The sequence below is a fragment of the Bacteroides intestinalis genome (assembly GCF_003464595.1).
Classification (GTDB): Bacteria; Bacteroidota; Bacteroidia; order Bacteroidales; family Bacteroidaceae; genus Bacteroides; species Bacteroides intestinalis_A.
Genome location: NZ_QRZF01000007.1, coordinates 51777 through 72507 on the forward strand (window position 1 = coordinate 51777; position 20731 = coordinate 72507).

The 20731-nt window shown below is 40.9% G+C and carries 24 protein-coding genes; all 24 read right to left on the reverse strand.

What is annotated here, in order from left to right:
- Positions 1-2: 2 nt before the first annotated feature.
- On the reverse strand, positions 3-560 hold the full coding sequence (gene rplE / locus DWW10_RS11780) for a 50S ribosomal protein L5 (protein ID WP_007662155.1): 558 nt from the start codon (positions 558-560) through the stop codon (positions 3-5).
- Positions 560-892 carry a 50S ribosomal protein L24 gene (gene rplX / locus DWW10_RS11785; RefSeq protein ID WP_007662153.1) on the reverse strand — a complete coding sequence of 111 codons (333 nt, stop codon included), beginning with the start codon at positions 890-892 and terminating at the stop codon, positions 560-562. The genes rplE and rplX overlap by 1 nt, the downstream gene beginning before the upstream one ends.
- Before the next feature lie 20 nt (positions 893-912).
- Positions 913-1278: a 50S ribosomal protein L14 gene (gene rplN / locus DWW10_RS11790; RefSeq protein WP_007212076.1), complete on the reverse strand. Its 366-nt coding sequence runs from the start codon at positions 1276-1278 to the stop codon at positions 913-915.
- Between the two features lie 2 nt (positions 1279-1280).
- Positions 1281-1550 carry a 30S ribosomal protein S17 gene (gene rpsQ, locus DWW10_RS11795; RefSeq protein WP_007662150.1) on the reverse strand — a complete coding sequence of 90 codons (270 nt, stop codon included), beginning with the start codon at positions 1548-1550 and terminating at the stop codon, positions 1281-1283.
- Positions 1547-1744: a 50S ribosomal protein L29 gene (gene rpmC / locus DWW10_RS11800; RefSeq protein ID WP_007212074.1), complete on the reverse strand. Its 198-nt coding sequence runs from the start codon at positions 1742-1744 to the stop codon at positions 1547-1549. The genes rpsQ and rpmC overlap by 4 nt, the downstream gene beginning before the upstream one ends.
- A 5-nt stretch (positions 1745-1749) precedes the next feature.
- On the reverse strand, positions 1750-2184 hold the full coding sequence (gene rplP, locus DWW10_RS11805) for a 50S ribosomal protein L16 (protein ID WP_007212073.1): 435 nt from the start codon (positions 2182-2184) through the stop codon (positions 1750-1752).
- A 23-nt stretch (positions 2185-2207) separates the two neighbouring features.
- On the reverse strand, positions 2208-2939 hold the full coding sequence (gene rpsC, locus DWW10_RS11810; protein WP_007212072.1) for a 30S ribosomal protein S3: 732 nt from the start codon (positions 2937-2939) through the stop codon (positions 2208-2210).
- 5 nt (positions 2940-2944) lie between these two features.
- Positions 2945-3355 carry a 50S ribosomal protein L22 gene (rplV, locus tag DWW10_RS11815; protein ID WP_004291236.1) on the reverse strand — a complete coding sequence of 137 codons (411 nt, stop codon included), beginning with the start codon at positions 3353-3355 and terminating at the stop codon, positions 2945-2947.
- Between the two features lie 34 nt (positions 3356-3389).
- Positions 3390-3659 carry a 30S ribosomal protein S19 gene (gene rpsS, locus DWW10_RS11820; protein WP_002558070.1) on the reverse strand — a complete coding sequence of 90 codons (270 nt, stop codon included), beginning with the start codon at positions 3657-3659 and terminating at the stop codon, positions 3390-3392.
- A 20-nt stretch (positions 3660-3679) separates the two neighbouring features.
- Entirely contained in the window at positions 3680-4504 is an 825-nt protein-coding gene (gene rplB / locus DWW10_RS11825; protein WP_007662143.1) for a 50S ribosomal protein L2, read from the reverse strand.
- A gap of 5 nt (positions 4505-4509) precedes the next feature.
- A complete protein-coding gene (rplW, locus tag DWW10_RS11830) occupies positions 4510-4803 on the reverse strand; it encodes a 50S ribosomal protein L23 (protein ID WP_007662142.1) in 294 nt (97 codons plus the stop codon).
- A 16-nt stretch (positions 4804-4819) separates the two neighbouring features.
- The gene (gene rplD, locus DWW10_RS11835) at positions 4820-5446 is read right to left on the reverse strand and encodes a 50S ribosomal protein L4 (RefSeq protein ID WP_118421711.1); all 627 of its coding nucleotides are present in this window, start codon (positions 5444-5446) and stop codon (positions 4820-4822) included.
- Entirely contained in the window at positions 5446-6063 is a 618-nt protein-coding gene (gene rplC / locus DWW10_RS11840; RefSeq protein WP_007662140.1) for a 50S ribosomal protein L3, read from the reverse strand. The genes rplD and rplC overlap by 1 nt, the downstream gene beginning before the upstream one ends.
- 19 nt (positions 6064-6082) lie before the next feature.
- Complete coding sequence (rpsJ, locus tag DWW10_RS11845; RefSeq protein WP_002558075.1) at positions 6083-6388, reverse strand: 30S ribosomal protein S10; 306 nt, start codon at positions 6386-6388, stop codon at positions 6083-6085.
- Positions 6389-6471: 83 nt separating this feature from the next.
- Positions 6472-8589 carry an elongation factor G gene (fusA, locus tag DWW10_RS11850; protein ID WP_118421710.1) on the reverse strand — a complete coding sequence of 706 codons (2118 nt, stop codon included), beginning with the start codon at positions 8587-8589 and terminating at the stop codon, positions 6472-6474.
- Positions 8590-8641: 52 nt separating this feature from the next.
- Positions 8642-9118 carry a 30S ribosomal protein S7 gene (gene rpsG / locus DWW10_RS11855; protein ID WP_007662138.1) on the reverse strand — a complete coding sequence of 159 codons (477 nt, stop codon included), beginning with the start codon at positions 9116-9118 and terminating at the stop codon, positions 8642-8644.
- 156 nt (positions 9119-9274) lie between these two features.
- A complete protein-coding gene (gene rpsL, locus DWW10_RS11860; protein ID WP_118223681.1) occupies positions 9275-9679 on the reverse strand; it encodes a 30S ribosomal protein S12 in 405 nt (134 codons plus the stop codon).
- Between the two features lie 117 nt (positions 9680-9796).
- Complete coding sequence (locus DWW10_RS11865; protein WP_022393203.1) at positions 9797-10105, reverse strand: DUF3467 domain-containing protein; 309 nt, start codon at positions 10103-10105, stop codon at positions 9797-9799.
- A 133-nt stretch (positions 10106-10238) separates the two neighbouring features.
- Positions 10239-14531 (reverse strand): DNA-directed RNA polymerase subunit beta', encoded by a 4293-nt coding sequence (gene rpoC, locus DWW10_RS11870; protein ID WP_118421709.1) that lies wholly within the window; start codon positions 14529-14531, stop codon positions 10239-10241.
- A 94-nt stretch (positions 14532-14625) separates the two neighbouring features.
- A complete protein-coding gene (rpoB, locus tag DWW10_RS11875) occupies positions 14626-18438 on the reverse strand; it encodes a DNA-directed RNA polymerase subunit beta (protein ID WP_118421708.1) in 3813 nt (1270 codons plus the stop codon).
- A gap of 104 nt (positions 18439-18542) precedes the next feature.
- The gene (rplL, locus tag DWW10_RS11880; protein WP_007662129.1) at positions 18543-18920 is read right to left on the reverse strand and encodes a 50S ribosomal protein L7/L12; all 378 of its coding nucleotides are present in this window, start codon (positions 18918-18920) and stop codon (positions 18543-18545) included.
- 91 nt (positions 18921-19011) lie between these two features.
- Positions 19012-19533 (reverse strand): 50S ribosomal protein L10, encoded by a 522-nt coding sequence (gene rplJ, locus DWW10_RS11885; protein WP_009132584.1) that lies wholly within the window; start codon positions 19531-19533, stop codon positions 19012-19014.
- A gap of 15 nt (positions 19534-19548) precedes the next feature.
- A complete protein-coding gene (gene rplA / locus DWW10_RS11890) occupies positions 19549-20247 on the reverse strand; it encodes a 50S ribosomal protein L1 (protein ID WP_007662125.1) in 699 nt (232 codons plus the stop codon).
- Positions 20248-20262: 15 nt separating this feature from the next.
- Entirely contained in the window at positions 20263-20706 is a 444-nt protein-coding gene (gene rplK, locus DWW10_RS11895; protein WP_118421707.1) for a 50S ribosomal protein L11, read from the reverse strand.
- Positions 20707-20731 lie beyond the last annotated feature (25 nt).

Sequence of the window (20731 nt, forward strand, 5' to 3'; positions counted from 1 at the left end):
TATCAATCTTTTTTAGCGTTTTTAAACGGTAAACCGAATTCTTTCAACAAGGCATAACCTTCTTCATCTGTTTGTGCAGAGGTTACAAAGGTAATATTCATTCCGAGAATTCTGGTAATACTATCGATATTAATTTCAGGGAAAATGATTTGTTCCTGAATACCAAGAGTATAGTTACCCTTTCCATCAAACTTACTTTCAATACCCTTGAAGTCACGGATACGAGGAAGAGCTACACGAACCAATTTTTCAAGAAATTCGTACATTCTCTCACGACGCAAAGTTACCATAACGCCAATAGGCATTTTTTTACGCAACTTAAAGTTAGCGATATCTTTACGAGAAATGGTTGCTACAGCTTTCTGACCTGTGATAGCAGTCATTTCATTAATTGCCACTTCGATAATCTTCTTATCAGCAACAGCCATACCCAAACCCTGATTGATAACAATCTTCTTAAGTACGGGTACCTGCATTGCAGAAGAATACTGGAACTGTGATTTCAATGCAGGCGCAATACGCTCTACATATTCTTTCTTAAGGCTTGCAGTATTACTCATTACTTAATCTCCTCTCCTGATTTTTTAGAAACACGTGCAATAGTCTTCTTACCATTTTCATCAATAGTTACTTTACGACTGATACGCGTGGCTTTACCCGTTTTAGGATCTACGGGATTCAAGTTAGACAAATGGATAGAAGCTTCCTGCTTCACAATACCACCCTGGGGGTTCTTTGCATTAGGCTTAGTGCTCTTGGACACCATGTTGATACCTTCAACAATTGCACGATTTTTATCAACAAGAACCTTCAACACACGACCAGTTTTGCCTTTGTCTTCACCAGCATTTACGTAAACTGTATCGCCTTTTTTAATATGTAATTTACTCATTACTTAAATCTTTTACAAAATTAAAGTACTTCAGGAGCGAGTGACACAACTTTCATGTTAGTAGCACGAAGTTCACGAGCTACCGGACCGAAAATACGACTACCTCTAATCTCGCCTGCGTTGTTCAACAACACACAAGCATTATCATCAAAACGTATATAAGAACCATCGGGACGACGGATTTCTTTCTTAGTACGTACGATCAAAGCTTTAGACACTGCACCTTTTTTAATATCACTTGAAGGGATGACGCTCTTTACAGAAACAACAATTACGTCCCCCACTGAAGCATAACGACGACCCGTACCGCCCAAAACGCGAATACAGAGAGCTTCTTTTGCTCCACTGTTATCACATACTGTAATTCTGGATTCTACTTGTATCATAATTACTTAGCTCTTTCAATTATTTCTACCAATCTCCATCTTTTAGTCTTGCTCAAAGGACGAGTCTCCATAATAAGTACAGTATCACCGATATTGCACTCATTTTTTTCATCATGAGCATGGTACTTCTTAGTCTTGCTAACGAACTTACCATATATGGGGTGTTTCTCTTTAAACTTAGCTGCTACTGTAATGGTTTTATCCATCTTATTGCTCAGCACAACCCCAGTTCTTTCTTTTCTTAAATTTCTTGCTTCCATCAAGCTCATCATTTATTGTTAAGTTCTCTTTGGCGTAATTCTGTTTTCATACGCGCAATAGTCCTGCGTAATTGTTTGATCTGAGCAGGATTATCCAAAGGAGAAATAGAATGATTTAAAACCATTTGATTATAGTTTGTCACTTCTGCCTCTACTCTTTCTACCAGATCATTGGTAGGTATTTCTTTAATTTCTGCTATTTTCATATCCATTACGCATTTTGATTTTGAATATCATAATCACGTCTCACAACAAACTTCGTTGTAATAGGAAGCTTCTGTGCAGCTAAGCGCAAAGCTTCTTTTGCGATTTCATAAGATACTCCTTCAGCTTCGATAATAATTCTTCCCGGAGTAACAGGGGCAACAAAGCCCTCTGGAGCACCCTTACCTTTACCCATACGTACATCTGCAGGTTTTCTGGTAATAGGTTTATCCGGGAAAATACGAATCCAAATTTGTCCTTGACGTTGCATATATCTTGTCACTGCAATACGAGCAGCTTCGATCTGACGGCCTGTAATCCATTTTGTTTCCAAAGCCTTAATTCCAAAAGAACCGAAAGCCAACTGATTACCTCTTTGGGCAATACCTTTTTGACGGCCTTTTTGTTGTCTTCTGAATTTTGTCTTTTTCGGTTGTAACATAATTCCTAAAAATTCAAATTCGTTTAGCGATTATTTTTCTTTCTTTTGAAGTTCTTTCCGCCATTGTTTCCGCTATTGCTTCCACGACCGCTTTCTTTGCTTTGCGTAAAGTTCGGAGCTAATTCTCTCTTACCAAAAACTTCACCTCTACAGATCCAAACTTTAATACCGAGAAGACCAACCTTCGTCAATGCTTCTGCATGACAGTAGTCGATATCTGCTCTGAAAGTGTGCAACGGAGTTCTTCCTTCCTTATACATTTCAGAACGGGCCATTTCAGCGCCATTCAAACGTCCTGAAATCTGAATTTTGATACCTTCAGCACCCATACGCATAGTATTAGCGATAGCCATTTTAATGGCACGGCGATAGGCAATCTTTCCCTCTACCTGACGAGCGATGTTATTAGCAACAATAACAGCATCCAACTCAGGTCTTTTCACTTCGAAGATATTGATCTGAATATCCTTATCGGTAACCTTCTTCAACTCTTCTTTCAACTTATCAACTTCCTGGCCACCTTTACCGATAATAATACCCGGACGTGCAGTACAAACGGTAATAGTCACGAGTTTCAGTGTACGTTCAATTACGATTCTTGATACACTAGCTTTTGCAAGTCTAGCGTTCAAATATTTACGAATCTTGCTATCTTCCAGCAGAGAATCGCCGTAATTATTTCCACCATACCAATTGGAATCCCATCCTCTGATAATTCCTAAACGGTTGCTTATTGGATTAACTTTTTGTCCCATTTACCTTAATTTTGATCTTCGTTATTACTTTTAGAACCAACGAACAACGTTACGTGATTTGAACGCTTACGAATTCTGTAACCTCTACCCTGCGGAGCCGGTCTCATTCTCTTGAGTGTAGCACCACCATCAACAAAAATCTTTGTTACGAATAACTCGCCACTTTCAGCTTTACGTTCGTTTTTCTGCTCCCAGTTAGCAATTGCAGAGCGCAGTAATTTCTCAACTCTGGCAGCTGCTTCTTTTGAAGAAAACTTCAAAACGCCAAGTGCTCTGTTCACTTCCATCCCGCGAATCATGTCAGCCACGAGACGCATTTTGCGAGGGGAAGTAGGAACATTCTGCAACTTTGCAAAATACATGGTCTTAAGGGCTTCTTTTCTTTTTTCAGCCGATATTTTTTTTCTTGCTCCCATTATATTTATACTTTATTATTTCAGATAAATCCTGTTATTTTTTCTTGTTACCAGCGTGTCCTCTGAAAGTACGAGTTGGAGCAAATTCGCCCAACTTGTGACCTACCATATTTTCGGTAACGTATACAGGAATAAATTTATTTCCGTTATGAACTGCAACTGTATGGCCTACGAAATCAGGCGAAATCATTGAAGCTCTGGCCCAAGTCTTAACAACAACTTTCTTGCCTGATTCATTCATAGCAAGAACTTTCTTCTCAAGCTTAACGTTAATATACGGACCTTTTTTTAATGAACGACTCATAGTTTACTCAATTAATCAGATTACTTCTTTCTTCTCTCAATAATATACTTAGACGATTGTTTCTTCGGAGCTCTTGTCTTAAGTCCCTTAGCATACAATCCCTTACGAGATCTTGGGTGTCCTCCTGAAGCACGTCCTTCACCACCACCCATCGGGTGATCAACCGGGTTCATTACAACACCACGGTTACGCGGGCGACGGCCCATCCAACGAGAGCGTCCAGCTTTACCTGAACTTTCCAATCCATGATCTGAGTTACCAACACTACCGATAGTAGCTTTACAAGTGCTAAGTATTTGTCTAACTTCACCTGAAGGTAATTTGATAACACAATATTTACCTTCTCTTGAAGTCAACTGAGCAAAATTACCAGCTGAACGAACCAAAGCTGCACCTTGACCCGGACGTAATTCAATGTTATGAATTACAGTACCAACCGGAATATTCTGAAGAGGAAGTGCATTACCGATTTCCGGAGCAGCACTCTCACCTGACATTAAAGTCGCACCTACTTGCAATCCATTGGGAGCAATTATATATCTTTTTTCTCCATCTGCATAAAACAACAAAGCTATACGAGCCGAACGATTCGGATCATATTCAATTGTTTTAACCACTGCAGGTACACCGTCCTTATTTCTCTTGAAATCTACAATTCTAATAATCTTCTTATGACCACCACCAATGTAGCGCATAGTCATCTTACCTTCGCTGTTACGACCACCTGAAGATTTCTTGCCAAAAACAAGAGATTTTTCTGGTACCCGCGCAGTAATTTCCTCAAAGGTACCAATAATTTTATGTCTTTGCCCCGGTGTTGTGGGCTTAAATTTACGTACTGCCATTTCTTTTAAATATTGCTATAAAAATCAATAGTATCTCCTTCTTTCAACGTAACGATTGCTTTTTTATATGCATTCGTACGACCATTGATGATACCTGCTTTTGTATAACGGCTTTTGTTTTTACCGGCATACTTAACTGTATTTACATCAACTACCGTAACGTTATATAAGGCTTCAACTTCACTCTTAATTTCCAATTTGTTAGCATCAGGACGTACAATAAAGCCGAAACGATTGTTCGCCTTATCTGTAATTGCAGTCATTTTCTCTGTTACTAACGGTTTAATAATAATTCCCATTATTTAAGCCTCCTTTTTACATTAAGATATTGTCAATAGCCGAAAGAGCGCTTTCAGTAAACACAACAACCCCAGCATTCAATACTCTGTAAGTATTTAATCCTGAGATAGTCTGTACATTTGCACTTTCCACGTTACGAGCCGACAAATATACATTTTTATTTGCTTCCGGTAAAATCACCAGCAGCTTTTTGTCAGAAACTTTAAGGTTTTTTGTCATTGCAACAAAATCTTTCGTTTTCGGAGCTTCGAAATTGAAGTCTTCTACAATAACAACCGCATTGTTCTGTGCTTTATACGCCAAAGCTGACTTACGAGCTAATGTCTTTACTTTTTTATTCAACTTGAAGTAGTAATCTCTCGGTTTAGGACCGAAAACACGAGCACCACCGACAAGTACCGGTGAGTTCATGTCACCACGACGTGCACCGCCACCGCCTTTTTGACGACCGATCTTACGAGTAGAACCACTAATCTCGCTTCTTTCTTTTGATTTATGTGTACCCTGACGCTGATTAGCCATAAATTGCTTTACGTCCAAATAGATAGCGTGGTCGTTGGGCTCAATTCCGAAGATAGATTCGTTTAACGTAATCTTTCTCCCAGTGTCTTCACCTTTAATGTTATATACGTTAACTTCCATTATTTCTCAATTATTACGATTGAACCTTTGCAACCGGGAACAGACCCCTTAATCAAAAGAAGGTTGTGATCCGGAAGAACCTTTAATACCTGTAAGTTTTGAACAGTCACTCTGTCGCCGCCAAGTTGACCACCCATACGCATTCCTTTGAATACTTTTGCAGGGTATGAACAAGCACCGATAGAACCCGGCTTACGAGCACGGTTGTGCTGACCGTGAGTAGTTTGACCTACACCACCAAAACCATGTCTTTTAACTACACCTTGGAAACCCTTACCTTTAGAAGTTCCGATAACATCAACGAAAGTTGCGTCATTAAACAATTCTACGGTAACAGTATCACCCAGATTTAACTCTGTTTCAAATTCTTTGAACTCAGCCAAGTGTTTCTTGGGAGTTACTCCAGCCTTCTTAAAGTGACCCATCAACGGTTTAGTTGTATGCTTCTCCTTTTTATCCTGGAAGCCCAACTGAACAGCTGCATAGCCATCTTTTTCGACACTCTTAACTTGAGTAACAACACAAGGACCTGCTTCGATAACAGTGCATGGTACATTCTTACCCTCGGCACTGAAAACGGATGTCATTCCGATTTTTTTTCCTAATAATCCTGGCATTTCACTTAAAATTTAAATACTAAACTTTGATTTCTACTTCCACACCACTCGGTAACTCCAACTTCATCAGAGCGTCTACAGTCTTAGCTGTTGAGCTATAGATGTCGATCAGTCTCTTATAAGAAGAGAGTTCAAACTGCTCACGTGACTTCTTGTTTACGAAAGTCGAACGGTTCACGGTAAAGATACGCTTGTGCGTAGGGAGAGGAATCGGACCGCTAACGATGGCGCCCGTTGCCTTCACCGTTCTTACAATCTTCTCAGCTGACTTGTCAACTAAGTTGTGGTCGTAAGATTTCAATTTAATTCTAATTTTTTGACTCATTAGTTTGATTAATTATTAAAGTTATAATAAGATAAAATTCCGTAGGCTAAGAGTCATTCGCTAGCCTACGGATTCTAAGTATTTTAGAGTAAATCAGCACGTCCCTTTACTTCCTCCAATACTGCCTTGGCAATAGAGTTAGAAAGTTGAGCGTGATGAGAATATACCATTGATGAAGTAGCACGGCCAGAAGTGATAGTACGCAATGCTGTTACATATCCAAACATTTCTGCCAATGGAACCATAGCCTTCACAATGCGAGCACCCGAACGACTAGACTCCATACCTTCTACCTGGCCACGACGCTTATTCAAGTCACCGATTACATCACCCATGTTTTCTTCCGGAGTTACAACTTCCAGTTTCATGATAGGTTCCATAAGTACAGGACCTGCTTTAGCACAAGCACTCTTATATGCCTGGATAGCACAGATTTCGAATGACAACTGGTCAGAGTCAACCGGGTGGAAAGAACCATCAAGCAATGTCACCTTCAGTGAATCCAAAGGATAACCAGCTAATACACCATTCTTCATTGCAGTCGTGAATCCCTTTTGTACAGATGGGATAAATTCCTTAGGAATATTACCACCTTTTACTTCGTCTACAAACTGCAAACCTCCCTGTACAAAGTCTTCGTCAGCCGGGCCGATATTTACTATGATATCAGCAAATTTACCACGTCCACCAGACTGCTTCTTATAAACTTCACGCAAGTTAACTGTCTTCGTAATAGCTTCCTTGTAGTTAACTTGAGGTTTACCTTGGTTACATTCTACCTTAAACTCACGTTTCAGACGGTCAATAATAATATCCAAGTGAAGCTCACCCATACCAGAAATAACCGTCTGACCAGTCTGCTCGTCAGTTTTCACAGTAAACGTCGGATCTTCTTCAGCCAATTTAGCCAAACCGTTAGACAGTTTGTCCATATCTTTCTGAGTCTTTGGTTCTACTGCAATACCAATAACCGGTTCCGGGAAATCCATAGATTCCAATACAATCGGTGCATCTTCATCACACAAGGTATCACCTGTATGAATATCTTTGAAACCAACACCTGCACCAATATCACCAGCACCAATAACTTCAACCGGGTTCTGCTTGTTTGAGTGCATCTGGAACAAACGAGATACACGTTCTTTCTTACCAGAACGAGAGTTGTAAATATAAGAGCCAGCTTCTATTTTACCCGAATAAACACGGAAGAAAGTCAAACGACCTACATAAGGGTCAGTTGCAATCTTAAATGCCAAAGCAGAAGTTTTTTCGTCATCACTAGGTTTACGATCTTCTTCAGCCCCTGTGTCAGGATTTGTACCAACTACATTTTCTGTATCCAATGGAGACGGCAAGAATGCACAAACATAGTCAAGTAAAGTCTGTACGCCCTTGTTCTTAAATGAAGAGCCACACAACATCGGAACAACTGCCATCTGCACTGTAGCATTGCGAAGAGCTCTCAACACTTCTTCTTCTGTAATAGTAGAAGGATCATCGAAATATTTCTCCATCAAAGCATCGTCAAACTCCGCCACTTTTTCGAGCATTTTGTCTCTCCACTCGTTAGCTTCGTCTACCAGATTAGCAGGAATTTCTTCCACTGTATAGTCAGCGCCCATTGTTTCATCATGCCAATAAATAGCTTTCATCTTAATAAGATCCACCAGACCTTTAAAAGATTCCTCAGCGCCAATAGGAATAACTATCGGACACGGATTAGCTCCCAAAACAGCCTTCATCTGGCGCACAACCTCAAAGAAGTCAGCACCTGAACGGTCCATCTTATTCACATAAGCAATACGTGGCACATTATATTTATCAGCCTGGCGCCATACAGTCTCAGACTGCGGTTCAACTCCACCTACTGCACAGTATGCAGCAACAGCACCATCCAAGATACGCAAAGAACGCTCTACTTCAGCAGTGAAGTCAACGTGTCCCGGAGTATCAATCAAGTTGATTTTATAAGTATCACCTGCATATTTCCAACGAGTTGTAGTAGCAGCAGAAGTGATAGTAATACCACGTTCTTGCTCCTGCGCCATCCAGTCCATTGTAGCAGCACCATCATGTACTTCTCCAATTTTGTGAGTCAAACCCGTATAGAACAGGATACGTTCAGAGGTAGTTGTTTTTCCGGCATCGATGTGAGCCATGATACCAATATTACGCGTCAAATGTAAATCTTGCTTAGCCATTTTTTAATTCCTTTTACTTTAAGTTTTTAATCTATCGGTTATTCTTATAGTATTAGAATCTAAAATGAGCAAATGCACGGTTAGCTTCAGCCATTCTATGCATATCTTCTTTACGTTTGTAAGCACCACCTTGTTCATTATATGCATCCATGATCTCAGCAGCCAATTTATCAGCCATTGATTTACCACCACGCTTGCGAGCAAAAATAATCAGGTTCTTCATTGATACTGACTCCTTACGATCCGGACGGATTTCTGTCGGAACCTGGAATGTAGCACCACCCACACGACGAGATTTAACCTCAACTTGCGGAGTTACATTATCCAAAGCCTTTTTCCAAATTTCAAGAGCAGACTTTTCTTCGTTAGGAAGTTTTGCTTTTACTGTTTCCAAAGCGGCGTAGAAGATTTCATAAGAGGTATTCTTCTTTCCGTCATACATCAGATGGTTTACGAATTTTGAAACCTTTTGATCATTAAACACGGGATCCGGCAGGATAACGCGTTTTTTGGGTTTTGCTTTTCTCATTTGTTTGAAAGAATAATGTTTTTCGTTCTTGGTTGTTTACTTCTTGACTTCTTCAACTCTCCCTCCGGAGAATTTACTCAACCTTTAGCATTTCCAATAAACTAAAACGTAAGTTATTACTTTTAATTTAACTGTTTACAGTGTAGGGCTATTCTATTATTTTTTCTTAGCCGGTGCAGCTTGCTGTCCCGGTTTCGGACGCTTAGTTCCGTATTTAGAACGTCTCTGAGTACGACCTGCAACACCTGCAGTATCCAATGTACCACGAACAATGTGATAACGTACACCCGGAAGGTCCTTAACACGACCACCACGAACTAATACAATAGAGTGCTCCTGCAAGTTGTGTCCTTCTCCCGGAATGTAAGAGTTCACCTCTTTACCATTGGTCAAACGTACACGTGCAACTTTACGCATTGCAGAATTCGGTTTTTTCGGAGTGGTTGTATACACTCTCACGCAAACGCCACGTCTTTGAGGACATGAATCGAGAGCCGGTGATTTACTTTTCTCCACCAACACCTCGCGTCCTTTTCTTACTAATTGCTGAATTGTAGGCATTTTAATTGTTTTTAATTATATATTATTGTTATATTAATTTCGTAGCTATACACTTTTGGGCTGCAAAAATACGAATAATATTTGAATAATCAATGCACTACAAGTTTTTTTTTAATTTTAAGCTTCCCCTTTGACATTCGTCATAGGCGGAATTGATTGTTCATCCAACAACCTGATAGCACCAAATGTACGTTCATATTTACCGATATTTTCTTCCAAAGCACGCAATAGTCTCTTAGCGTGCTCCGGTGCCAGCACAATACGTGATTTTACCCCAGCTTTGGGCATTCCCGGCATCACGCGTACAAAATCAACAATAAACTCAGAGCTGGAGTGTGTAATCACAGCTAAATTTGCATACGTCCCCTGTGCAATATCTTCTTTTAGTTCAATTTGTAATTGATTATTCATTTCCTGATTTTCCATTTTCGCTTTACGTTTAGAATTTAAATATTCAAAGGTAAGAATAATATTTTATTCCAAAACAAAAGAGGAGACATCCTTTTAAAGATATCTCCTCTTTCCTATTTAATAATCAATTGACTGTATTTATTACATCTTATTCTTCAACATCCATTGAGTTATAATCAAGAACCGTTTTCTTGTTTGCAAGGATACGGTCATATTCCTCTTTGGAGCCAACAATTATCTTTTCAAATTCACGCTGACCCGTACCGGCAGGAATCAAGTGACCGCAAATAACGTTCTCTTTCATACCTTCCAACTTATCAATCTTACCGTTGATAGCAGCTTCGTTCAAGACCTTGGTAGTTTCCTGGAATGAAGCAGCTGACATGAAGCTTGAAGTTTGCAGAGCTGCGCGAGTTATACCCTGAAGAATCTGAGTAGAAGTTGCAGGAACAGCATCACGCACTTCAACAGGTTTCAAGTCACGACGTTTCAGCATACTGTTTTCATCGCGCAATTTGCGAGCAGTAACAATCTGCCCCGGCTGCAAATTCTGAGAATCACCAGCATCAACAACAACCTTCTTACCCCAGATACGATCGTTTTCTTCCATGAACTCCAACTTATCCACTACCTGTTGTTCCAGGAAGCGAGTATCGCCCGGTTCATCGATTTCAACTTTACGCATCATCTGGCGAACTATAATTTCAAAGTGCTTATCATTAATCTTCACACCCTGCAGACGATATACATCCTGTACCTCATTTACGATATATTCCTGTACAGCCGTAGGGCCTTTAATAGCCAGAATATCAGCAGGAGTTGTAGCACCGTCAGACAATGGAGTTCCAGCGCGTACATAGTCGTTCTCCTGTACCAGAATCTGTTTTGACAACGGCACCAGATACTTCTTAACTTCACCAGTCTTAGAAGTTACCACGATTTCACGATTACCACGTTTAACCTTACCCATTGTAACCTCACCATCGATTTCAGAAACAACAGCAGGATTAGACGGATTACGAGCCTCAAACAACTCTGTTACACGTGGAAGACCACCCGTGATATCACCAGCCTTACCAACTGCACGAGGTATTTTCACGATAACTTCACCGGCTTTTACCTTTTGCTTGTTTTCGACAACAACGTGACCACCCACAGGGAGGTTATATGTACGAATCAAGTCACCATCTTCTGTCATAATGTGAGCTGTCGGAACTTTCGTCTTATCCTTAGACTCAATGATGATAATTTCGCGCAGACCGGTAGATTCATCAGATTCCACCTTATAGGTGACATTCTCGATAACACCTTCAAACTCAATCCTACCTGTAGCTTCCGTTATAATAACAGCGTTGAACGGATCCCAACGGGCAATCATCTTACCTTTTTCTACGACCTCACCATCAGCTGCATAAAGAGTAGAACCATAAGGTACATTATGAGTAGAAAGAACAATACCAGTATTCACATCCACAAAGCGTACTTCAGCCAAACGACCTACTACCACCTTCGCCGGTTCACCAGCTTCATCTACAACATCTACAGTACGAAGTTCTTCAAATTCCAGACGTGCCGGATTCTTGGCCGTGATACTTGCATTGGCTGCAATATTGGCAGCCGTACCACCGGCGTGGAAAGTACGCAACGTCAACTGTGTACCCGGCTCACCGATAGACTGTGCAGCAATTACACCAACAGCCTCACCTCTCTGAACCATCTGGCTCGTTGCAAGATTACGTCCATAACATTTTGCACAAACACCCTTCTTCGATTCGCAAGTCAATACAGAACGTATTTCAACACTTTCAATCGGAGAATCCTGAATCTTCTTAGCAACTTCTTCGGTTATTTCTTCACCACCTGCAACCAGCAATTCACCTGTTGTAGGATGAACAATATCATGTACAGATACACGACCAAGGATACGCTCATACAATGTAGCAATGATTTCATCATTATTCTTCAAGTCTGTACAAACCAATCCACGGAGCGTACCGCAGTCTTCTTCATTAATAATCACATCATGAGATACGTCAACCAAACGACGAGTCAAATATCCGGCATCAGCCGTTTTCAACGCCGTATCCGCCAAACCTTTACGAGCACCGTGGGTAGAGATGAAGTACTCCAACACCGAAAGACCTTCCTTAAAGTTTGAAAGAATCGGGTTTTCAATAATCTGACCACCCTCTGCACCTGCCTTCTGCGGTTTTGCCATCAAACCACGCATACCGGACAACTGACGAATCTGTTCTTTAGAACCACGGGCACCGGAATCCAACATCATATATACAGCATTGAATCCTTGGTCATCACTCGAAATGGTCTTCATCAATATATTAGACAACTCAGAATTAACATGTGTCCAAATATCGATCACCTGGTTGTAACGTTCATTATTGGTAATGAAACCCATGTTATAGTTGTTGATAACCTGCTCAACTTCATCATATCCTTTCTGTACCAATGCCTCTTTTTGTTCCGGAATGATAATATCACCCAAGTTGAATGACAAACCACCCTTAAAGGCCATTTGATAACCTAAATTCTTGATACCATCGAGGAAGTCGGCAGCTTTAGCCACACCACATACCTTAATTACATCACTAATAATATCACGAAGTGATTTCTTAGAAATAATGGTATTGATATAACCAGCTTCAGGGGGAACAATTTCATTAACAATAACACGACCTACAGAAGTGTCATGCATCATTACGTCAACAACATTTCCATTCTCGTCCACATCCTTCACAACAACGCTGATCGGAGCATGAATATCAACTTTACCCTCATTGTAAGCAATCAAAGCTTCTTCCGGACCATAGAATATCAAGCCTTCGCCTTTTGCACCCTTACGTAATTTAGTAATGTAGTACAAACCAAGCACCATATCTTGAGAAGGTACAGTAATAGGAGCACCATTCGCCGGGTTCAAAATATTATGAGATTGAAGCATCAACATCTGAGCCTCCAAAACAGCTTCATTGCTCAACGGCAAGTGAACAGCCATCTGGTCACCGTCAAAGTCGGCATTGAAAGCCGTACATGCCAACGGGTGCAACTGAATAGCTTTTCCTTCAATCATCTTAGGCTGGAATGCCTGAATACCCAAACGGTGCAATGTCGGTGCACGGTTCAACAGTACCGGATGACCTTTCATTACATGTTCCAAAATATCCCAGATAACAGCTTCTTTACGATCCACAATCTTCTTGGCACTCTTCACGGTCTTCACAATACCACGTTCAATCAACTTACGTATAATGAACGGTTTGTACAGTTCAGCTGCCATCAATTTAGGAATACCGCATTCACCCATTCTTAATTCCGGACCTACAACGATTACCGAACGTGCAGAATAGTCAACACGCTTACCCAACAGGTTCTGACGGAAACGACCTTGCTTACCTTTCAAACTATCAGAAAGAGATTTCAAAGGACGGTTAGCATCCGTTTTTACTGCACTGGATTTACGTGAGTTATCGAACAAAGAATCAACAGCTTCCTGCAACATACGTTTTTCATTACGCAAAATTACTTCAGGAGCTTTGATCTCAATGAGTCTCTTCAGACGATTATTACGAATAATTACACGACGATAAAGGTCATTTAAGTCAGAAGTAGCGAAACGACCACCATCCAACGGAACCAACGGACGAAGTTCGGGTGGGATAACCGGTACAATACGTACGATCATCCATTCCGGCTTATTACGTCCACGAGATACACGGAATGATTCAACAACCTGAAGACGCTTCAAAGCCTCATTCTTACGTTGTTGAGAAGCGTCGTTACCAGCACGGTGACGCAATTCATAAGACAATGCATCCAAATCCAGACGGGCCAGCAAGTCATAAATGGCTTCAGCACCCATCTTAGCTATGAATTTATTAGGATCTGAATCTTCCAAGAATTGATTGTCTTTCGGCAACTTCTCCATCAAATCCAGATATTCTTCTTCCGAGAGCAAATCATATTCAGCAATCTCACCTGACATCACACCAGCCTGGATTACCACATAACGCTCATAATAAATAATAGAATCAAGTTTCTTTGTAGGAAGACCCAACAAATAACCAATCTTGTTAGGAAGTGAGCGGAAATACCAGATATGAGCTACCGGCACAACCAACTGAATGTGTCCCATACGCTCACGACGTACTTTTTTCTCTGTCACTTCCACACCACAACGGTCGCAGACAATACCTTTGTAACGGATACGTTTGTACTTACCGCAATGGCATTCATAATCCTTGATAGGACCAAAAATGCGCTCACAGAACAAACCGTCACGTTCAGGCTTATACGTACGATAGTTGATAGTTTCAGGCTTTAAAACTTCACCACTCGAATTCTCAAGGATTTCTTCCGGAGAAGCCAAACCAATAGAGATCTTCGAGAAATTACTCTTTATCTTGTTATCTTTTCTAAAAGCCATACTTTATTATATATAATTGAAAATTGACAATTGAATATTGAGAATTAATAGTTGAGAGCAAATAGATTATCACTCCCAACTATTAATTATAGATTTATTCCAGATTGATGCTAAGGCCCAGACCTCTCAACTCATGCAACAATACATTGAGTGATTCAGGAATACCAGGTTGCGGCATCGGTTCACCCTTCACAATTGCTTCATAAGCTTTAGAACGGCCTACAACGTCATCAGATTTGATAGTCAAAATTTCCTGTAAGATGTGCGCAGCACCGAATGCCTCAAGCGCCCAAACCTCCATTTCTCCGAAACGCTGACCACCGAATTGTGCCTTACCACCTAACGGCTGTTGAGTAATCAGAGAGTACGGACCGATAGAACGTGCATGCATCTTATCTTCAACCATGTGCCCCAACTTCAACATATAGGTAACACCAACCGTAGCATGCTGGTCAAACGGCTCGCCCGTACCACCATCATACAATTTAGTCTTACCATAACGTGGCAAACCAGCCTTGTCAGTCCACTCATTCAAGTCATCCAATGTAGCACCATCAAAAATAGGAGTTGCAAACTTAACACCCAAATTCTTACCGGCACGACCTAATACAGCCTCGAATATCTGACCGATGTTCATACGAGAAGGCACACCCAACGGATTCAATACAATATCTACCGGAGTACCATCAGCGAGGAACGGCATATCTTCCTGACGGACAACACGGGAAACAATACCCTTGTTACCGTGACGACCAGCCATCTTATCACCTACACCAATCTTACGTTTCTTAGCGATATACACTTTCGCCATCTGAATGATACCAGCAGGAAGTTCATCACCAATAGTGATAGCAAACTTCTTACGTTTCAGTTCGGCATCCAGTTCCTTATATTTCTTGATGAAGTTCATCACCAAATCACGAATCATGCCGTTGATGCGGTCATCATTCGTCCAGTTACTCAACTGAATTGAAGTAAAGTCCAGATCACCGAAATCAGAAGGAGAGAATTTGGCACCTTTTGAAATAATATCAGCGCCCATATAATCTTTCACACCCTCCGATACATAATTTTCTGTCAACTTCAACAGCTTTCTGATCAAGACACCTCTTAAATCAGCAACTTTTGCATCGAATTCATCATCAATCTTCGGCAACAAAGCCTTATCTGCCAATTTGGAACTACGGCTCTTGATTACGCGTGAGAACAAACGCTTGTCGATAACAACACCCTTCAAAGAAGGAGAAGCTTTCAAAGAAGCATCTTTTACATCACCTGCCTTATCACCGAATATTGCACGAAGCAATTTTTCTTCCGGCGACGGATCAGACTCACCTTTCGGTGTAATCTTACCAATCAAAATATCACCCGGTTGGATGCGAGCCCCCACACGTACGATACCATTTTCGTCCAAATCTTTAGTAGCTTCTTCACTCACATTCGGAATATCGGAAGTCAATTCTTCCATACCACGTTTCGTTTCACGAACCTCCAGTGAATATTCTTCTACATGAATTGAGGTCAATATATCTTCACGAACTACACGTTCGTTCAACACGATAGCATCCTCATAGTTATAACCCTTCCACGGCATGTAAGCAACCAACAGGTTTTTACCCAAAGCCAACTCACCTTTTTCTGTAGAATAACCTTCTGTCAGAATCTGGCCTTTCGTTACACGCTGGCCAATTTCACAAATAGGGCGAAGGTCAATCGTCATATTCTGGTTCGTACGACGCCATTTCGGAATACGATATTCCTTCAAAGCCGGTTCGAAACTTACAAATTCTTCGTCTTCCGTACGATCGTACAAAATACGGATAGTAGTGGCATCCACAAAGTCAATCACACCATCACCTTCAGCAGTAATCTGTGTCCGAGAATCGCGTACCAACTGACGTTCGATACCTGTACCTACAATAGGAGCTTCGCTCTTCAACAAAGGAACTGCCTGGCGCATCATGTTTGAACCCATCAATGCACGGTTAGCATCATCATGTTCCAAGAAAGGAATCAAAGATGCAGCAATAGAAGCAATCTGCTGAGGAGAAACGTCCATCAATTCTACTTCATCCGGCGTTACAACCGGATAGTCAGCATCTTGGCGGGCCTTTACTTTATCACGAATGAAAGTGCCATCATCATTCAACGGGGCATTACCCTGGGCAATAATCTTAGCTTCTTCTTCTTCCGCAGTCAAATATGCCAAACCTGCATCAGAAAGGTCTACCTTACCATTTTCAACCTTACGATACGGAGTTTCAATGAAACCAAGCACATTAATCTTAGCGAACACACACAAAGAAGAGATCAAACCAATGTTCGGACCTTCCGGTGTTTCAATCGGACAAAGACGACCATAGTGAGTATAGTGAACGTCACGTACCTCAAATCCGGCACGCTCACGCGACAGACCACCAGGACCAAGGGCAGACATACGACGTTTATGCGTAATTTCAGCCAACGGATTCGTCTGGTCCATAAACTGGGACAAAGCATTTGTTCCGAAGAATGAGTTGATCACGGAAGAAATAGTCTTGGCATTAATCAAGTCAATCGGAGTAAACACTTCATTATCGCGCACATTCATACGCTCACGGATCGTACGTGACATACGAGCCAAACCAATTGCAAACTGGTTAGACAATTGCTCACCTACAGTACGCACACGACGGTTACTCAAGTGGTCAATATCATCCACATCAGCTTTTGAGTTAATCAACTCAATCAGATACTTGATAATCTCAATGATATCTTCCTTGGTCAGGACGCGCACGTCCATATCAGTCGTCAGGTTCAACTTCTTGTTGATTCTGTAACGACCTACATCCCCCAAGTCATATCTCTTTTCAGAGAAGAACAGATTGTTGATAACTTCACGTGCACTGGCATCATCGGCAGGGTCTGCATTGCGCAACTGACGATAGATATACAGTACCGCTTCTTTTTCCGAGTTACTCGGGTCTTTCTGAAGCGTATTATATATGATAGAGTAGTCAGATTGATTCGGTTCTTCCTTGTGAACAAGAATATTTTGAACGCCTGACTCTAAAATAATGTCAACATGTTCCGGTTCGATAACTGTTTCACGGTCTATAACAACCTCATTACGCTCAATAGAAACAACTTCACCGGTATCTTCGTCTACAAAATCCTCAATCCATGTTTTCAATACACGAGCCGCTAACTTACGTCCCAGCACTTTTTTGAGATTTGTCTTATTGACTTTAATGTCTTCGGCCAAATTGAAAATTTCAAGAATATCCTTATCATTCTCAAAACCGATAGCTCTCAGCAAAGTAGTAACGGGTAACTTCTTCTTACGGTCAATGTACGCATACATGACATTGTTAATATCAGTAGCAAACTCAATCCATGAACCTTTGAACGGAATGATACGGGCAGAATAAAGTTTGGTACCATTAGCATGTACGCTCTGACCGAAGAATACGCCTGGAGAACGGTGAAGCTGAGATACAACCACACGTTCCGCACCGTTGATGACGAAAGTCGCCTTATCCGTCATATAAGGAATAGGACCAAGGAATACGTCCTGAATAACGGTATCAAAATCCTCATGATCGGGATCTGTACAGTATAATTTCAATTTTGCTTTCAAAGGCACACTATAAGTAAGCCCTCGCTCTATACAATCATCAATAGTATAACGCGGCGGATCAATATAGTAGTCCAAAAACTCAAGAACAAAATTGTTTCTTGTATCGGCAATGGGGAAGTTTTCAGCAAATACTTTATACAGTCCCTCGTTCTTACGCTTTTCGGGTGGGGTATCCAGTTGTAAAAAGTCTTTGAATGACTTCAATTGTACTTCCAAAAAATCCGGATATTCAAGTGGATTTTTAGTCGAAGCAAAATTAATTCTTTGGTTTACAGTATTTGAAGACATCTGTTAATGGATTTGTAGAACTTAATTTTAAATATATACACAAAAAGGTTAAGAACCCTCTTCAGAAGGGTTCTTAACCGAATTACCTGATTTACAGGCTAATGTTATTTAAGTTCAACTTCAGCTCCAGCTTCTTCCAATGTTTTCTTCAATGATTCTGCTTCGTCTTTAGCCAAACCTTCTTTAACTACGCTAGGAGCACCGTCTACCATGTCCTTAGCTTCCTTCAAGCCAAGACCACAAGCTTCCTTCACGGCCTTAACAACCTGAAGTTTAGCTGCACCAGCGCTCTTCAATACTACATCAAAAGAAGTCTTTTCTTCAGCGGCAGCAGCACCACCAGCTGCAGGACCAGCAGCAACAGCTACAGCTGCAGCAGCAGGTTCAATACCATATTCTTCTTTAAGGATAGTTGCAAGTTCATTAACTTCTTTTACTGTCAAGTTAACTAATTGTTCTGCAAAAGCTTTCAAATCTGCCATTTTTGTATGATTTTAATTATTTAATTACTAATTTGTTTATGAAAAATTTATTCGGGACGTTACTCCCAAGGTCGTGACACCTTTCCCATTTTTACGCTTCGGTACGTTCACCAAGAGTTTTGAGAACTCCGTGAATGGTGTTTCCACCTGATTGGAGAGCAGAAATAACATTCTTGGCCGGTGATTGCAACAAAGCAACGATATCGGCAATAACTTCATTCTTACTCTTAATACTAACGAGAGCATCCAACTGGTCAGCACCAACATAGAAGCTTTCTTCTGCATATGCAGCTTTCAGTCCGGGAATACCGTCTTTAGCTTTTGCTTTGATCAACTTAGCAGGTAAGTTGGCAGTATTACAGAACATAATAGCTGTAGTACCTTTCAAGCAACCATAAAGCGGAGAATAATCTTCTTCCAGACTTTCCAATGCTTTGTGAAGCAATGTATTCTTAATCAGCATCAATTTGATGTCTGATTTGAAACATTCTCTTCTCAACGCGCTTGTAGCAGCAGCGTTCATCGCAGTGATGTCTATCAAATAGAAGTGACTATATTCCTTTACTGTAGCAGCAATCTGCTCAATAATCGTACTTTTATCTTCCTTTCTCATTATTACTCCGTTTTATTAGATTTCTTCTACTGATTTCGGGTCAATCTTGATACCTGCACTCATTGTGCTAGAAAGATAAATACTCTTAATATATGTACCCTTGGCTGCAGTCGGTTTCAATTTATTCAAAGTAGAGATGAATTCCTTCGCATTATCACGAATTTGATCAACGCCAAATGAAACTTTACCGATAGAAGTATGAACAATACCACTCTTATCAACTTTAAAGTCGATCTTACCTTGTTTTACTTCTCTTACAGCTTTAGCAACATCCATAGTTACAGTACCACTCTTCGGGTTAGGCATCAATCCACGAGGACCGAGCACACGACCGAGTGCACCAATTTTACCCATGATAGACGGCATAGTGATGATTACATCCACATCTGTCCATCCACCTTTGATCTTTTCAATATATTCGTCAAGACCAACGTAGTCAGCTCCGGCTTCTTTTGCAGCAGCTTCAGCATCCGGTGTACAAAGCACCAAAACGCGTACAACTTTACCAGTACCGTGAGGAAGTGATACAACACCTCTCACCATCTGGTTCGCCTTACGCGGGTCAACGCCCAAACGCACGTCGATATCCAGTGAAGCATCAAACTTAGTATAGGTGATTTCCTTTACCAAAGATGCAGCTTCTTTCAGTGAGTATGCTTTCCCTGCTTCAATTTTTTCTGCAGCCAACTTTTGTTTTTTTGTCAGTTTACCCATTCTAATTGAAGTTTATTAGTTATTAACCGGGAACTCCCCTTTTACAGCGATACCCATACTTCTAGCTGTACCAGCAACCATTGTCATGGCAGCTTCTACAGTGAAACAGTTCAAGTCCACCAATTTGTCCTGAGCAATCGTACGAACCTGTTCCCAAGTAATCTCGGCAACTTTCTTACGGTTAGGCTCAGCAGAACCACTCTTTACCTTAGCTACTTCAAGCAATTGAATAGCAACGGGAGGAGTCTTGATTACAAAATCGAAAGACTTATCTGCGTAGTAAGTGATAATCACAGGAAGAATTTTTCCTGCTTTGTCTTGGGTTCTGGCGTTGAATTGCTTGCAAAACTCCATGATGTTAATACCCTTTGAACCCAAAGCAGGTCCTACGGGAGGTGATGGATTTGCCGCGCCTCCTTTAATCTGTAATTTGATTAGTCCAGCAACTTCTTTAGCCATTTTTTTATTGATTTATATATAAACA

What these genes read in the sequence shown, in the direction of transcription:
- DWW10_RS11865 (WP_022393203.1), bottom strand. Translation starts at nt 10,105, where the DNA reads ATGGAAAATCAGGAAATGAATAATCAATTACAAATTGAACTAAAAGAA.
- rplB (WP_007662143.1), bottom strand. Translation starts at nt 4,504, where the DNA reads ATGGCAGTACGTAAATTTAAGCCCACAACACCGGGGCAAAGACATAAA.
- rpsG (WP_007662138.1), bottom strand. Translation starts at nt 9,118, where the DNA reads ATGAGAAAAGCAAAACCCAAAAAACGCGTTATCCTGCCGGATCCCGTG.
- rplV (WP_004291236.1), bottom strand. Translation starts at nt 3,355, where the DNA reads ATGGGAGCAAGAAAAAAAATATCGGCTGAAAAAAGAAAAGAAGCCCTT.
- rpsC (WP_007212072.1), bottom strand. Translation starts at nt 2,939, where the DNA reads ATGGGACAAAAAGTTAATCCAATAAGCAACCGTTTAGGAATTATCAGA.
- rplN (WP_007212076.1), bottom strand. Translation starts at nt 1,278, where the DNA reads ATGATACAAGTAGAATCCAGAATTACAGTATGTGATAACAGTGGAGCA.
- rpmC (WP_007212074.1), bottom strand. Translation starts at nt 1,744, where the DNA reads ATGAAAATAGCAGAAATTAAAGAAATACCTACCAATGATCTGGTAGAA.
- rplC (WP_007662140.1), bottom strand. Translation starts at nt 6,063, where the DNA reads ATGCCAGGATTATTAGGAAAAAAAATCGGAATGACATCCGTTTTCAGT.
- rpoB (WP_118421708.1), bottom strand. Translation starts at nt 18,438, where the DNA reads ATGTCTTCAAATACTGTAAACCAAAGAATTAATTTTGCTTCGACTAAA.
- rplW (WP_007662142.1), bottom strand. Translation starts at nt 4,803, where the DNA reads ATGGGAATTATTATTAAACCGTTAGTAACAGAGAAAATGACTGCAATT.
- rpsL (WP_118223681.1), bottom strand. Translation starts at nt 9,679, where the DNA reads ATGCCTACAATTCAGCAATTAGTAAGAAAAGGACGCGAGGTGTTGGTG.
- rplJ (WP_009132584.1), bottom strand. Translation starts at nt 19,533, where the DNA reads ATGAGAAAGGAAGATAAAAGTACGATTATTGAGCAGATTGCTGCTACA.
- rplL (WP_007662129.1), bottom strand. Translation starts at nt 18,920, where the DNA reads ATGGCAGATTTGAAAGCTTTTGCAGAACAATTAGTTAACTTGACAGTA.
- rplK (WP_118421707.1), bottom strand. Translation starts at nt 20,706, where the DNA reads ATGGCTAAAGAAGTTGCTGGACTAATCAAATTACAGATTAAAGGAGGC.
- rpsQ (WP_007662150.1), bottom strand. Translation starts at nt 1,550, where the DNA reads ATGATGAGCTTGATGGAAGCAAGAAATTTAAGAAAAGAAAGAACTGGG.
- rpsS (WP_002558070.1), bottom strand. Translation starts at nt 3,659, where the DNA reads ATGAGTCGTTCATTAAAAAAAGGTCCGTATATTAACGTTAAGCTTGAG.
- rplX (WP_007662153.1), bottom strand. Translation starts at nt 892, where the DNA reads ATGAGTAAATTACATATTAAAAAAGGCGATACAGTTTACGTAAATGCT.
- rpsJ (WP_002558075.1), bottom strand. Translation starts at nt 6,388, where the DNA reads ATGAGTCAAAAAATTAGAATTAAATTGAAATCTTACGACCACAACTTA.
- rplA (WP_007662125.1), bottom strand. Translation starts at nt 20,247, where the DNA reads ATGGGTAAACTGACAAAAAAACAAAAGTTGGCTGCAGAAAAAATTGAA.
- rplD (WP_118421711.1), bottom strand. Translation starts at nt 5,446, where the DNA reads ATGGAAGTTAACGTATATAACATTAAAGGTGAAGACACTGGGAGAAAG.
- rpoC (WP_118421709.1), bottom strand. Translation starts at nt 14,531, where the DNA reads ATGGCTTTTAGAAAAGATAACAAGATAAAGAGTAATTTCTCGAAGATC.
- rplE (WP_007662155.1), bottom strand. Translation starts at nt 560, where the DNA reads ATGAGTAATACTGCAAGCCTTAAGAAAGAATATGTAGAGCGTATTGCG.
- fusA (WP_118421710.1), bottom strand. Translation starts at nt 8,589, where the DNA reads ATGGCTAAGCAAGATTTACATTTGACGCGTAATATTGGTATCATGGCT.
- rplP (WP_007212073.1), bottom strand. Translation starts at nt 2,184, where the DNA reads ATGTTACAACCGAAAAAGACAAAATTCAGAAGACAACAAAAAGGCCGT.